This is a genomic window from Klebsiella sp. ME-303, from assembly GCF_007910085.1.
In the GTDB taxonomy this organism is placed as follows: Bacteria; Pseudomonadota; Gammaproteobacteria; order Enterobacterales; family Enterobacteriaceae; genus Klebsiella; species Klebsiella michiganensis.
This window is the reverse complement of the sequence record NZ_VOJB01000061.1, coordinates 301,003-313,491: the sequence shown is the minus strand read 5'-3', so window position 1 is coordinate 313,491 and position 12,489 is coordinate 301,003. Positions and strand designations below refer to the sequence as shown.

Below are 12,489 nucleotides of genomic sequence, written 5' to 3'. Positions count from 1 at the left end.
CATACAATAACCGCAGAAGCTGCAAGGCTTCTGCGGTTTGCTTTTATGCAGCCAGATTAGCAGCAACAAACTTCCAGTTTACCAGCGCCCAGAAGTGCTCCAGATAGTTCGGACGGGCGTTACGGTAGTCGATATAATAAGCGTGTTCCCAGACATCCACGGTCAGCAGCGGAGTCGCGTCGCTGGTCAGCGGCGTACCGGCGTTGCTGGTGGAGACAATGGCCAGGCTACCGTCGGCGTTTTTCACCAGCCAGGTCCAGCCTGCGCCGAAGTTTTTTGCCGCTGCGTCGGTGAATTTGGCTTTGAAATCAGCGAAGCTGCCGAAGGACTTAGCGATAGCCGCCGCCAGTTCGCCTTGCGGTTCGCCGCCGGCGTTCGGCGCGAGGCAGTTCCAGTAGAAGGTGTGGTTCCAGACCTGAGCGGCGTTGTTAAAAACGCCGCCATCGGAAGAACGCACGATCTCTTCCAGGGTTTTGCCTTCAAAGGGGGTGCCTTTGATCAGGTTATTCAGGTTGGTGACGTAGGCCTGGTGGTGTTTACCGTAGTGGTATTCCAGGGTTTCTGCGGAAATGTGCGGCGCCAGGGCGTCTTTTGCATATGGTAATGCAGGTAATTCGAACGACATTGCTACTCTCCTTTTTATAGTTTGCCTGCGTAATAACCATGTATTACGCAGGGTAATAATAGTAGCAAATTAAAAGATGTGGCAAAAGAGAGAGTTACCCTGTCGCCGCAGCGACAAGGCACAATTAGCGAATGGTTTTCGGCGTCATGACGCGACGTGCGCCCACGTAGTGGCGTACCCAGTAATCGTCGCTTAATGAGGTGATCTGAATGTCGCGGCCGGTACGCGGAGACTGGATAAATTTGCCGTTGCCAACGTAAACCCCGACGTGATCGGCAGTGCCGCGCCCGCGGGTGCGGAAGAAGACGAGATCCCCGCTTTGCAGCTCACCGCGATCCACAGGACGGGCGTCGCGCAGGTGATACATCTCATTGGCGGTGCGCGGAATGTGAATTTTAACCAGGTCCTTATAGGCGTAATAGACCAGACCGCTACAATCAAACCCGGTACGCGGAGAGGTGCCGCCCCAGCGATAGGGTTTGCCAATCTGATCCATCAGCTTGGACATGGCGGTGCTTTGCGCCTTTTGTACCCGAGCTTTATGCGCGTCGGCGATGGTCAGCTGCGGCTCGTCGGCAACCGGTTTGCAGCGGGTTTTATAGCCTTTACGCACCACGCACTTTTTCTGCACGCTTGCGGTTGCCATCTTGCTTTCCGCTATCGACCTTGTCGAACTGGCGCACAGTTTTTTATAGCCTTTGCGCAGAACGCATTTTTTTGTGGCGCTGGCAGTCTGGCGTGACGCGGTTGATTTGCTGCGGCTGGCGGTCGACGTTTTCTTGCTGGGGGTTTTGGCGGTGGTTTTACTTTTAGAACTGGCTGCTTTTTTCTTACGCTCTGCGGTCGTGCCCTTGGCCGGATGCGCTTTTGGCGTGGCCGAAGCGTGCGTATGCCCGGAAGCATGCGCCAGCGGCGTAAGTGAAATAGATGTGAAAAGTAATGCACAGAGCGAAATCGCGATTTTGTTAAGACGCGCCACTGAGCAATCCCCTGATTAAATTACAGACATATACAGATGCCTGACGATGAATGACAAACCGCATCGATTCTAAAGCATAAAATCGTGGAGAGTTACTACTCTTTTGTATCTAACGTCTCGTTTGGTTAACATTTGCAAAAAAATGCTTCCGTCAACGGTACCCGCGCATGAAAAACGCGCAATGCGTTGCCGCGTATAGCAATAAAATGATATTTTTAAGGCAACTTATGCCGACAGAAGATAAAATGTGGCAAGTGAAAAAAATGTTATTATCGGTCCTGCGCCCAGGGCGCTACAATGACAAATTACTGCCGTAAAGAAGTTTAAGGAAGCACGACAATGAGCACGACTTTAGAAAAAATCCAACGTCAAATCGCTGAAAACCCGATCCTGCTGTACATGAAAGGGTCGCCGAAGCTGCCAAGCTGCGGTTTCTCCGCTCAGGCCGTTCAGGCGCTCTCCGCCTGTGGCGAACGTTTTGCCTACGTCGATATCCTGCAAAATCCGGACATCCGCGCAGAGCTGCCGAAATACGCTAACTGGCCGACCTTCCCGCAGCTGTGGGTTGACGGTGAACTGGTCGGCGGCTGTGACATCGTGATTGAAATGTATCAGCGCGGCGAACTGCAGCAGCTGATCAAAGAAACGGCCGCGAAGTACAAGACTGACGAACCGAAAGCAGAGTAATTCGGCTGCCAATAAAAAAGCGACTTCCGGTGAAGTCGCTTTTTTTATCGCTTACTCTTCGGCCACGGGTAATGGCCAGCCGCCAAGGCGCTTCCAGCGGTTGACGATTTCGCAGAACAGCTGGGCGGTTTGCTGGGTATCGTAAAGCGCCGAGTGTGCTTGAGTACCATCAAATGCCATTCCCGCGGCAATACAGGCTTTCGACAGCACCGTTTGACCCAGCGCCAGGCCGCTCAGAGCCGCGGTATCGAAGGTCACGAACGGATGAAAGGGGTTACGTTTCAGGCCAGCCCGCTCTGCCGCCGCCATGGTAAAGCTGTGATCGAACGTGGCGTTGTGCGCGACCATAATCGCGCGGCTGCAGTCGCTCTCTTTCATTCCCTTGCGGACCATTTTAAAAATCGCGTGCAGCGCATCGTATTCGCTCACCGCGCCGCGCTCGGGATCGTTAGGGTTAATACCGTTAAAAGCCAGCGCTTCGGGCTGCAGGTTGGCGCCTTCAAAAGGCTCAACATGAAAATGCAGCGTTTCGTCCGGCATCAGCCAGCCTTCCTCATCCATTTTCAACGTAATAGCGGCGATCTCCAGCAGGGCGTCGGTTTTGGCATTAAATCCGGCGGTTTCAACATCGATTACCACAGGATAAAAACCGCGAAAACGGTCGCACAGACCATTAAGTTGAACGTTCTCGGACATCAGATTCTCTTAGCTGGAAAAAAGTAGCGCGCATTATGGCAAATTTTGCCGCGGCTTGCAGCAGGAAGGGGATAAAACAGCAGGCACCGCGGGTGCCCGCAGCCGATTAGTTGCCGAGGCCTTTTCCGGCGTCTTTCTCTTCAATCAGTTCAATTTTATAGCCATCCGGATCTTCGACGAAGGCGATGACGGTGGTGCCGCCTTTGACCGGGCCGGCTTCACGCGTCACGTTGCCGCCGTTCTGGCGGATACGCTCGCAGGCTTCGGCCGCGTTTTCAACGCTGAGCGCGATATGGCCATAAGCGCTGCCGAGATCGTACTTATCAACGCCCCAGTTATAGGTCAGCTCAATCACGGCGGTATCGCTCTCTTCGCCGTAACCCACGAATGCCAGCGAATATTTATACTCAGTGTTTTCGCTGGTGCGCAGCAGTTTCATGCCCAGCACGTTGGTGTAAAACTCAATAGAACGTTGCAGGTCGCCAACGCGCAGCATGGTGTGAAGTAAGCGCATAATGTCCCCTATGCAGTTTGTTTTGATACATCAGAGCGTTGAGTATAGCGGCGATAACCCGCCGCTATCAATGGAGGGATTACAGGGTAGGGTAATCGGTATAACCTTCCGCGCCGCCGCCGTAGAAGCTTTCCGGACGCTGCGGATTCAGCGCGGCCTTCTTCTGCAGGCGCGCGACCAGATCCGGGTTGGCAATATAGTCGCGACCGAAGGCCACGGCATCGATCAGGCCTTTACCGATCAGATCGTTTGCCTTTTCCACCGTGTAGGCGCCAGCGCCGATAATAGCGCCCGGGAAGCGGTCGCGGACTTTCTGACGGAATTCATCGCTGTACGGTTGGCCGCCAGCCCAGTCCGGCTCGGACATATGCAGGTAAGCAATACCGCGTTTGGCCAGCGCTTCGATGAGATAGAGCGCGTCGGCTTCTTCATTCGGGCCATTATCGACGTTCTGAAAGCTGCCGATAGGCGAGACGCGAATCCCGATACGGTCGGCGCTCCACTCTTTACTCGCCGCATCAACCACTTCCAGCACCAGGCGAGCGCGATTTTCCACGCTGCCGCCGTACTGGTCAGTACGATGGTTGGAAGAAGGGGAAAGGAACTGGTGCAGCAGGTAGCCGTGCGCGGAGTGCAGTTCGACAAGGTCAAAGCCGGCATCGCGGGCGTTGCCTACCGCCTGGCGGAAATCATCAACGATCCCCGGGATCTCGGCGGTTTCGAGCGCGCGCGGCATCGAGGTGTCTACGCGAATAGCGTGGCCGTTTTCATCACGCAGCGAGGTACGGGTACCCGCGCTAATGGCCGATGGCGCAACCGGCGCGGCGCCACCCGGCTGAATGCTGCTGTGGGAAATGCGCCCGGTGTGCCACAGCTGAACGGCAATACGCCCGTTTTCCGCGTGTACGCCGGCGGTGATTTTTTTCCATGCGGCAATCTGCTCCGGGCTGTGCAGGCCCGGTGCGCCCGCGTAGCCTTTAGCCTGAGCGGAGATCTGGGTGGCTTCGGAAATAATCAGGCCGGAGCTGGCGCGCTGGCGGTAGTATTCGCCCATCAGCGGGGTTGGAATATCGCCCGGTTCAATGCTGCGCAGACGCGTCAGCGGAGCCATAAACACGCGATTCGGTACGGTTACCGCACCCACTTTCAACGGGGTAAACAACTTTGATTCTGACATAATGACTCCTGAGTAGACCGGTCGTCTTGAAACGGGATAAATAAAAACGCCTGTTAAACGGCAGGCGCAGCAATAATACGTTTGGCGTGGGCAAGGGCGCTTTCCAGCGGCGTTGCGCTACGCGTAATTTTAGCCTGCAGATTCGCCCCCAGCCACAGGGAGTAAAGCACCTGCGAGAGCGTTAAGGCGTCTCCGTCAAACGCAAGGCTGCCCTCCTGACGGCCTTTCTCCAGCGCGTCGCCGAGGAGAACGATGATCTGGCTGGCGCCTTTATCCATCGCGGTGCGCATATCTTCCGACAGATCGCAGACCTCTGCCGACAGCTTCACCGTCAGACAGCCGCTGATGATGCCCTGCTGGCAAAACTGCGTCAGCGTATGCTGATAGTAGGCCAGGAGGCGATCGCGATAGTTCCCCTCGCCGTGGTCAAAATGATCGACCAGGCGCTGAAGATATCCGGCGTAGTGATGGTCGAGCAGCGCAACGCCAAAGGCTTCTTTAGAGCGAAAGTAGTGATAGAAAGAGCCTTTCGGCACCTCCGCTGTTTTCAGCAGTTCGCTCAGACCCATACCGGTAAACCCCCGATGCATGCAGAGCTGCTCGCCGGTGGCCAGGATATGTTCGCGGGTGTTACATTCACTGTGCTTGTTCATGGCGCTCACTGTAATAGACCGATTGGTCTAATGCAAGTCATAATTAAAAAATGCCGCCTGGCGCAGAGGCTGATGAACAAAATTTGCGTACGGCGGATGAAACGTCTTCAATAAAGAAAGAGATAAGCGGCAGGAGAGGCGAAGTGGCTGAACAACTGGAATTCTTCCCGGTACAGAGTCCGTGCCGGGGGATTTGTCAGTCTGATGAGCGCGGCTACTGTCGGGGGTGTATGCGTAGCCGCGACGAGCGTTTCAACTGGCAGAAAATGAGCGATGCGCAAAAGCAGGATGTTTTGCGTCTGTGCCGACAGCGGCTACTGCGCAAATTACGCGCAGCTAAGCAGGATAGTGCGGAAGAACCGCAGCAACCCTCACTGTTTTAAGCCTAAAATTGCGTATACTCAGGGCACTTTTTTATTGAGGAAGCTGTTATGGTTCAGCGTATTGCTATGGCTCCGCAGGGGCCGGAATTCTCTCGTTTTGTGATGGGCTACTGGCGTCTGATGGACTGGAATATGTCCGCTCAGGCGCTGATGGGCTTTGTTGAGCAACACCTGGATCTGGGCATTACCACCATCGATCATGCCGATATTTACGGTGACTATCGCTGCGAGGCGGCGTTTGGCGAAGCGCTAAAGCTGGCGCCGCATCTGCGCAGCAGGATGGAAATTGTCACCAAGTGCGGGATTGCCACGAAAGCGCGGGCGGAAAACACCATCGGTCACTATATTACCGACCGCGACCATATTGTTCTCAGCGCGGAGCAGTCGCTGCGTAACCTTGCCACCGACCATATTGACCTGCTGCTGATTCATCGTCCGGACCCGCTGATGGATGCGGATGAAGTGGCGGAAGCCTTCCTGGCCCTTCACCATAGCGGCAAGGTTCGTCACTTCGGCGTATCGAATTTTACCCCCGCCCAGTTTACCCTGCTGCAGTCGCGCCTGCCGTTTACCCTGGCGACCAACCAGGTGGAAATTTCTCCGGTTCATCAGCCGCCGCTGCTTGACGGTACGCTGGATCAGCTTCAGCAGCTGCGTATTCGCCCGATGGCATGGTCCTGCCTCGGCGGCGGTCGTTTGTTTAACGACGACAGCTTCCTGCCGCTGCGCGATGAGCTGGCGCGCGTTGCTCAGGAGCTGAATGCGGAGTGCATTGAGCAGGTGGTGTATGCCTGGATCCTGCGCCTGCCGTCGCAGCCGTTGCCGATTATTGGCTCAGGGAAAATAGAGCGCGTGCGTTCCGCGGTGGCGGCCGAAAAGCTGAAGATGTCCCGCCAGCAGTGGTTCCGTATCCGCAAAGCGGCGTTAGGTTACGACGTTCCGTAAACCCCATCACCTCCGCAATGGCCTACACTTAGTAGCGACAGAGCCATTAAGGAGGTGTTATGCAACGATGTATTCTCGCCATACTTACCCTGGCCGCGTGCGCAGGCGCGCAGGCGGCCAGTGAAAGCGTCGATATCAATCTTGTCACCAGCCAGAGCGTCGGTCAGGCTATCGGTAGCGTTAAAATCAGCGAAACCGCGAAAGGCCTGGAATTTACGCCAGACCTGAAGGCGCTGCCTCCCGGCGAGCACGGCTTCCATATCCATGCCAACGGCAGCTGCCAGCCCGCGATTAAAGAGGGTAAAGCCGTCGCCGCTGGCGCGGCAGGCGGGCACTACGATCCGCAAAAAACCGGTAAGCATGAAGGTCCCGACGGCGCCGGTCACCTCGGCGATCTGCCGTTCCTGGTGGTCAATAACGACGGTAAAGCAACCCAGCCGGTGGTCGCGCCGCGCTTAAAAACGCTGGATGAGGTTAAAGGGAAGGCGCTGATGATTCACGTGGGGGGCGACAATATGTCCGATAGCCCGCAGCCCCTTGGCGGCGGCGGCGAGCGGTTCGCCTGCGGCGTGATTAAGTAGTTCTTTCCGTTAAGGTGCCGGCAATGGGCGCCTGTTCCAGCTGCGACAGCGCGCACCACAGTCGCCAGATAACCGCCGCCAGCTCTTTGGCTGCCGGCTGGTGGTGGTGATTAAGCGCGTCGCAGATGCGCTGCAGCTCCTGCAGCGTCGAGGCGAGCGGCCGCTGCTGTACCCCGCGCTCGCTCATCACATCCCGCAGCAGGCTGATGCATAAATCGCGCACCTGCGATAGCGGGTCGGAACGGGTTTCCCACTCGCGAAGCTGCCACACCACGTGGGAACAGTTGAGCAAAACCACGCCCCAGCGCAGCAGCCAGCGGCGCGCCAGCGCATCCTGGCTATTGCTGAGCTGGCTGATGTGGTGATAAACCAGCGATTCAAATTCATGCTCGCTATGCTGCGGGCGGCGGCTTAGCTGGTCGACAAAGTGACGCCGTAACGCACGGATATGACGGCGGCTTTTACGCGCGTCTGAACCCGGGCTGATGATGGCGAACGCCAGCCAGGCAAGGCCGACGCCGATGATTTTACCCAGATTATCGTTAAGAAACGATGCGTAGTCGTAGACCGGCGGGTTGGTCACCGAAATAAACGACCCCATAAATACAATCAGCTGCCCCCACAGTCCGGCGAGCTTAGGCATCTGGAGTTTCAGCAACTGCATGGTGGTCAGCAGGGGAAACAGAAACAGCAAGAACTGCCATAAATCGGTTATCTGCACCATCAGGCCAAACTTCACCACAAAGCTAAAGAGTGAAAGCAGGATCAGGGTACGCATCAGCAGCGTTAGTGACTTAAACGGCGAAGGAGAGACCGAATAGAGCACGCAGCAGATCGCCGCCAGGGTCAGGGCTGCGGCGCAGGCCTGCCATTGGGTGCTAATTCCCCAGGCGCCGACCATCACCAGCGCGCAAAAGGTGCGTACGCCGTTCCATAAGGCTTCGGCCTGATCGGTATGGCGAGCCAGCGCTGGCGCGGAAGGTACGTTAAATTCCGTTATCGCGCTGGCGTTTTCGATGCGCCTGAGCCAGCGGCTGCTCACCAGATAGAGACGACAGAAGTAGCGCAGACGCTTCCAGAAGGCGATATGCCGGTAGTCAGCGTCCGCAGGGGGCGCCAGCGGAGCAATGATGCGGGCAACGCTCAGGGCGTCGGCGTTGGCATGAGATAACGCGTTGAGCAACGACTCCAGTATCTCGCGGGTGCGGGCGGGCGCGGTGGGCCAGTTGAGCAGCATTCGCCGCAGGCTCGAAATCACGCTGGTCATTCGCAGCTGTTGATGCAGCAGGTAGTTCAGCAGCGGATTTTGCCGACGAAAGCGATAGTGGCTCCAGAAGGCCTGAATGCGCAGCAGATTCATGGTCAGGATTTGCCCGATCACGCTCTCGTGCGCGGTGCGAATGGCATCGGTCGTTTCCGGCACCCACAGCAGGCTGGCATGTTCCAGCAGGCGCGCATGCATGTTTTTCAGCGCCGTCAGCAGCGTAGCGCCATCGGAGGTGCTCGGTAAGATCATCATCATCAGCCCGCCGCACAAAATACCGACGATGACTTCGCAGACGCGCGACTGGGCGATGGTCCACAGTTCGTTCGCGTCGGTGATATTGATAACCGGGAAAGCGATAATCGCGCAGGTGTAGCCCGCAAGCTGGAAAGCGTAGGCGACGTTATTGGTAAACATCGCGCAGGCCCACGTGCAGAGGGCTATCCACGCCGAAATGCTGAACAGAAACAGCCACGGATCGTTGAGCGTATGCCCGGCCAGCAGCAGCGCCGCGCAGGCGCCGAGCAGGCTGCCGGCAATACGCCCGAAGCTTTTGCTAATCACCCCGCCGACGGTGGGAAAGCTGACCACCGCGGCGGAGGTCATCGCCCAGTAGGGTTCGTCAAGATTCAGCCAGTAGGCGACGCTCAGCGCCAGGCACATGGCAATCCCGTTACGCAAGGCATAGCGCCACTGCGGACGGCTGGCCTTAATCCACGGGAGCGAGCGCCACGTCAGAGCCTGCAGCTTCATTATTGCGCGCCGATGGCTACGGTGCAGGTGGTACCGGAGACCAGGATGGTATCCGGCGGCAAATGATCAAACTCAATACGCACCGGTACGCGCTGGGCAAGTCGGACCCACGGAATATTCGGTTTAATGTTCGCCACCAGATCGCCGCCGCTCTCCACGCTCTGGTCGACGATGGCGCGTCCGATGCTGCTTACGTGACCCTGTAACTTCTGCTTGCTGCTATAAAGAATGATCTGCGCGCTGTCGCCGGGACGGATATTGCGCAGTTTCGTTTCTTCAAAATAACCCACCACGTAGAAGGAGCGGCTATCCACGAGGGCGAAAACCGGGTGGCCAACGGCGGCGTAGTCGCCAACCCGGGTTGAGAGATTGGTGACCCAACCGTCGACCGGCGCTTTTATTTCCGTCTGCGTGAGCTGCCATTGGGCGTGATCGAGGGTGGCCTGCGCCACGCCAACCACGGCCTTAGCGGCTTCGAGGTTGGTCGTGGCGGTATTCAGCGCGGTATTGGCGTTTTCTAAATCTTCTGCCGAGATAAAGTTCTGTGATAGATGACGCCGACGGCTGGCATCGCTGGCGGCTTTTTTCTGTTCTGCCTGCGCGCGGGCGACTTCCGCTTTGGCTTTAGCAAGCTGCGCCCGGGCGTTGAGCAGGGCGATTTTATAAGGCGTGTCATCGATTCTGAACAGCACGTCTCCCGCTTTAACCAGCTGGTTGTCGCGCACGTTGAGCTGCAGGATGCTTCCGGAAACCTGGGGTGTGACGCCAACCTGCTCGGCGCGGACCTTGCCGTCGCGGGTCCACGGTGATTGCGTGTAGTAATTCCAGACCAGCCAGGCGGCAATAATAGCCAGCGCGGCGACCAGCAGCGTGGATAAGTATTTTAGTTTCTTCATGTAATGAACATTACCAGATAGTCAGTAAAACCAGCGCCAGACAGACGGAGAGCGCAAAGAAGGAGAGGTCCATTAGCAGGGGATGCCAAATCTCGCCTGCATACATCCAGTCCCGCAGCTGGCGGTGGATAATCAACCAGATAAAAAAGCCCAGCAAAACGGCTTTAAACACGGGAGGGAAATAGACAGAAGCGCCGAACACCAGGTCCTGGAGCGGCAATCCGGCAGTGTTAAGACTCAGTTTCACAAGCAAAAATCCTTTGCCGTTGCAGGAAGAATGTTCAGGTTATGCGATTATTCACATTGTAAATCATTGTTCTGATTTTAGTGAATCGGGTAATTCATTTGTTTTGGTAATTTAAATGCTGCACACTATTCTAAAATCAGTATAATAACTTAGCAAGCTAATTATAAGGAGATGAAATTGGAATCGCCACTTGGTTCTGATCTGGCACGTTTGGTGCGCGTCTGGCGCGCGCTAATCGACCATCGCCTGAAACCTCTGGAGTTAACGCAGACGCACTGGGTCACGCTGCATAACATTCACCAGCTGCCGCCTGAACAGTCGCAGATTCAGCTGGCGAAAGCCATAGGTATTGAGCAGCCGTCGCTGGTTCGCACGCTCGACCAGCTGGAGGAGAAAGGGCTTATTTCTCGCCAGACCTGTGCTAACGATCGGCGGGCAAAACGTATCAAGCTTACCGAAAAAGCCGAGCCTCTGATCAACGAAATGGAAGAGGTTATCGGAAAAACGCGTGATGAGATTCTGGCCGGCGTATCTAAGGAAGAGGTGGAAACGCTGCTTAATTTGATTCGTAAACTTGAACACAATATTCTCGATCTCCAGGCAAAAGATTGACCTTAGCGAGGCCTTGAGGACTCTCAAGGCCTCTTTTTTATTCATTCATGCCAGACCACTACGCGGTTACGCCCGCTGTTTTTCGCTTCATACATCGCGGTATCCGCGCGCTTAACGCACTCTTCTGCCGAAACGTGCGCATCCTGAGTGGTGAACACGCCCATACTGATGGTCATTCTCTCCGGTAATCCCTCCTGCTTCTCGCTGACCGACAGGCGGATACGTTCGGCGATTGCCAGCGCTTCGTTGGCGCCGATATTCACCAGCAGCAGGGCAAACTCTTCCCCGCCGATACGCGCGGCAGCGTCGTCCTGGCGCACGTTGTTCTGCAACACGCTGGCAGCAAACTGAATCACCTTATCTCCCTGCACGTGACCGTAGGTGTCGTTGATGCGCTTAAAGCGATCGAGGTCGCAGACGATGACCGACAGCGGCTGTGAAGCGGAAGCCTTCGACAATCGCTGAGTCAGGGTGTCATAGAAATAGCTGCGGTTATACAGCCGGGTCAGGGGATCGCGAATCGAGTTCTGGTAAGAGCGGACGTATCTTTCGTTTGATTCACGATAGAGTATAAAAACGTCACCAAGCAGAATTAAAATCAGAAACAGGGTGCTAAGCGTTTCAAAAAGCCGCGCCTGATTCCAGGAGTGAGCGTTACCGCTAACCGTGGAGAGCAGCACCAGCAGCGTAAAGATATAGGCGGTACAAAAAAAGGCGCCGCTGTACCAGAATATATTACGCAGCCGAGTCAGGCCGATCATTAAAATCAGCGTTAATGACCATATGATAATTAATAGCCAGCCAATGCGATTATGCCATAGTGGCGTAAAGGTATAGGTTAGATTGTCAATGAATTCAATGCTTAGCAACGGCGAGTTGCTTGAATGAACCCACGATAATATGAGCGTTGCGCTGATAAAAATAAAACAACTACTGAGCACCGCACCGTGAATTTTTCTTGAGTGGCCGGTAATATGTCGGATGCGATATAAAATAATTGAGGTTATAAATAAAACAGCCATCATCACGTTGCGGAAAAAATAAAAAATCAGCGCGTCATTTTGATTGATCTCGCGCCCCTGAGCACAGACCAGCCAGTCGGGATAGCTGCCTATCGTTCCCAGCATCAGCAGGGCCGAGCAGGTAAACGCGAAGGCTATCGGGGCCAGGTACAGCTGTTTTTTATCACACAGATATTTCATGCCCATAAAGCAGGCAATCATAATATGAAAACCCATCAGTGAAATAGTTAGCACAGGGAAAAGCATGGATGATGTTGTAGAGATACGATGAATTAATGAGGTGGTAATAAAATTAACCACAGCAATAGAAAGACTGCACGCGATAGCGTAAATAAATATCCGGCAGGGTAAGCTTTTTATATTAACGCGCATAGTCAACACCCCTGAAAAATGCGAAGGTAAAACGACAGAATTGCCGCAATGTTTTAAATAATACTGGCTGGAGAATACTTGAT

Annotated in this window: 15 protein-coding genes; 5 read left to right on the top strand and 10 right to left on the bottom strand. The window is 55.2% G+C overall.

Annotated features, from left to right (window positions below):
* Positions 1-43: 43 nt before the first annotated feature.
* Entirely contained in the window at positions 44-625 is a 582-nt protein-coding gene (gene sodB / locus FQK12_RS06990; RefSeq protein WP_014229605.1) for a superoxide dismutase [Fe], read from the bottom strand.
* A 124-nt stretch (positions 626-749) separates the two neighbouring features.
* Positions 750-1,604: a C40 family peptidase gene (locus tag FQK12_RS06985; RefSeq protein WP_014229604.1), complete on the bottom strand. Its 855-nt coding sequence runs from the start codon at positions 1,602-1,604 to the stop codon at positions 750-752.
* A 339-nt stretch (positions 1,605-1,943) separates the two neighbouring features.
* Here FQK12_RS06985 and grxD point away from each other — a divergent pair, with 339 nt between their 5' ends.
* Positions 1,944-2,291 (top strand): monothiol glutaredoxin 4, encoded by a 348-nt coding sequence (gene grxD, locus FQK12_RS06980; RefSeq protein ID WP_004102692.1) that lies wholly within the window; start codon positions 1,944-1,946, stop codon positions 2,289-2,291.
* Between the two features lie 51 nt (positions 2,292-2,342).
* Here grxD and rnt read toward each other — a convergent pair whose 3' ends face one another.
* The 4 genes from rnt to FQK12_RS06960 all read right to left on the bottom strand — a co-directional run bounded on the left by rnt (position 2,343) and on the right by FQK12_RS06960 (position 5,331).
* Positions 2,343-2,987: a ribonuclease T gene (gene rnt, locus FQK12_RS06975; RefSeq protein ID WP_014229602.1), complete on the bottom strand. Its 645-nt coding sequence runs from the start codon at positions 2,985-2,987 to the stop codon at positions 2,343-2,345.
* A 106-nt stretch (positions 2,988-3,093) separates the two neighbouring features.
* Positions 3,094-3,501 carry a lactoylglutathione lyase gene (gene gloA / locus FQK12_RS06970; RefSeq protein WP_004119471.1) on the bottom strand — a complete coding sequence of 136 codons (408 nt, stop codon included), beginning with the start codon at positions 3,499-3,501 and terminating at the stop codon, positions 3,094-3,096.
* 79 nt (positions 3,502-3,580) lie between these two features.
* Positions 3,581-4,678 carry an alkene reductase gene (locus FQK12_RS06965; RefSeq protein WP_004851469.1) on the bottom strand — a complete coding sequence of 366 codons (1,098 nt, stop codon included), beginning with the start codon at positions 4,676-4,678 and terminating at the stop codon, positions 3,581-3,583.
* A 53-nt stretch (positions 4,679-4,731) separates the two neighbouring features.
* Positions 4,732-5,331 (bottom strand): TetR/AcrR family transcriptional regulator, encoded by a 600-nt coding sequence (locus tag FQK12_RS06960; protein WP_014229601.1) that lies wholly within the window; start codon positions 5,329-5,331, stop codon positions 4,732-4,734.
* Between the two features lie 143 nt (positions 5,332-5,474).
* On the opposite strand from FQK12_RS06960, the gene FQK12_RS06955 reads away from it, so the two are divergent.
* From FQK12_RS06955 to sodC, 3 genes are read left to right on the top strand one after another with little or no spacing between them, the layout of a single operon-like run.
* A complete protein-coding gene (locus FQK12_RS06955; protein WP_004113446.1) occupies positions 5,475-5,714 on the top strand; it encodes a DUF1289 domain-containing protein in 240 nt (79 codons plus the stop codon).
* A gap of 48 nt (positions 5,715-5,762) precedes the next feature.
* Positions 5,763-6,659: an aldo/keto reductase family oxidoreductase gene (locus FQK12_RS06950; RefSeq protein ID WP_014229599.1), complete on the top strand. Its 897-nt coding sequence runs from the start codon at positions 5,763-5,765 to the stop codon at positions 6,657-6,659.
* Between the two features lie 59 nt (positions 6,660-6,718).
* Entirely contained in the window at positions 6,719-7,240 is a 522-nt protein-coding gene (gene sodC, locus FQK12_RS06945) for a superoxide dismutase [Cu-Zn] SodC (protein WP_004119475.1), read from the top strand.
* Here sodC and FQK12_RS06940 read toward each other — a convergent pair.
* Genes FQK12_RS06940 through FQK12_RS06930 form a run of 3 tightly spaced genes read right to left on the bottom strand, consistent with a single transcriptional unit; the run spans position 7,233 to position 10,400 of the window.
* Positions 7,233-9,257: an FUSC family protein gene (locus FQK12_RS06940; RefSeq protein ID WP_014229598.1), complete on the bottom strand. Its 2,025-nt coding sequence runs from the start codon at positions 9,255-9,257 to the stop codon at positions 7,233-7,235. The two genes, sodC and FQK12_RS06940, sit on opposite strands and share 8 nt — an antisense overlap.
* A complete protein-coding gene (locus FQK12_RS06935; protein ID WP_014229597.1) occupies positions 9,257-10,153 on the bottom strand; it encodes an HlyD family secretion protein in 897 nt (298 codons plus the stop codon). The genes FQK12_RS06940 and FQK12_RS06935 overlap by 1 nt, the downstream gene beginning before the upstream one ends.
* A gap of 10 nt (positions 10,154-10,163) precedes the next feature.
* Positions 10,164-10,400, bottom strand: coding sequence for a DUF1656 domain-containing protein (locus FQK12_RS06930; protein WP_014229596.1), 237 nt, complete (start codon positions 10,398-10,400; stop codon positions 10,164-10,166).
* Between the two features lie 171 nt (positions 10,401-10,571).
* Here FQK12_RS06930 and slyA point away from each other — a divergent pair, with 171 nt between their 5' ends.
* On the top strand, positions 10,572-11,012 hold the full coding sequence (gene slyA, locus FQK12_RS06925) for a transcriptional regulator SlyA (protein WP_016810099.1): 441 nt from the start codon (positions 10,572-10,574) through the stop codon (positions 11,010-11,012).
* Between the two features lie 41 nt (positions 11,013-11,053).
* Here slyA and FQK12_RS06920 read toward each other — a convergent pair whose 3' ends face one another.
* The gene (locus FQK12_RS06920; protein WP_014229595.1) at positions 11,054-12,406 is read right to left on the bottom strand and encodes a GGDEF domain-containing protein; all 1,353 of its coding nucleotides are present in this window, start codon (positions 12,404-12,406) and stop codon (positions 11,054-11,056) included.
* Positions 12,407-12,489: the final 83 nt, after the last annotated feature.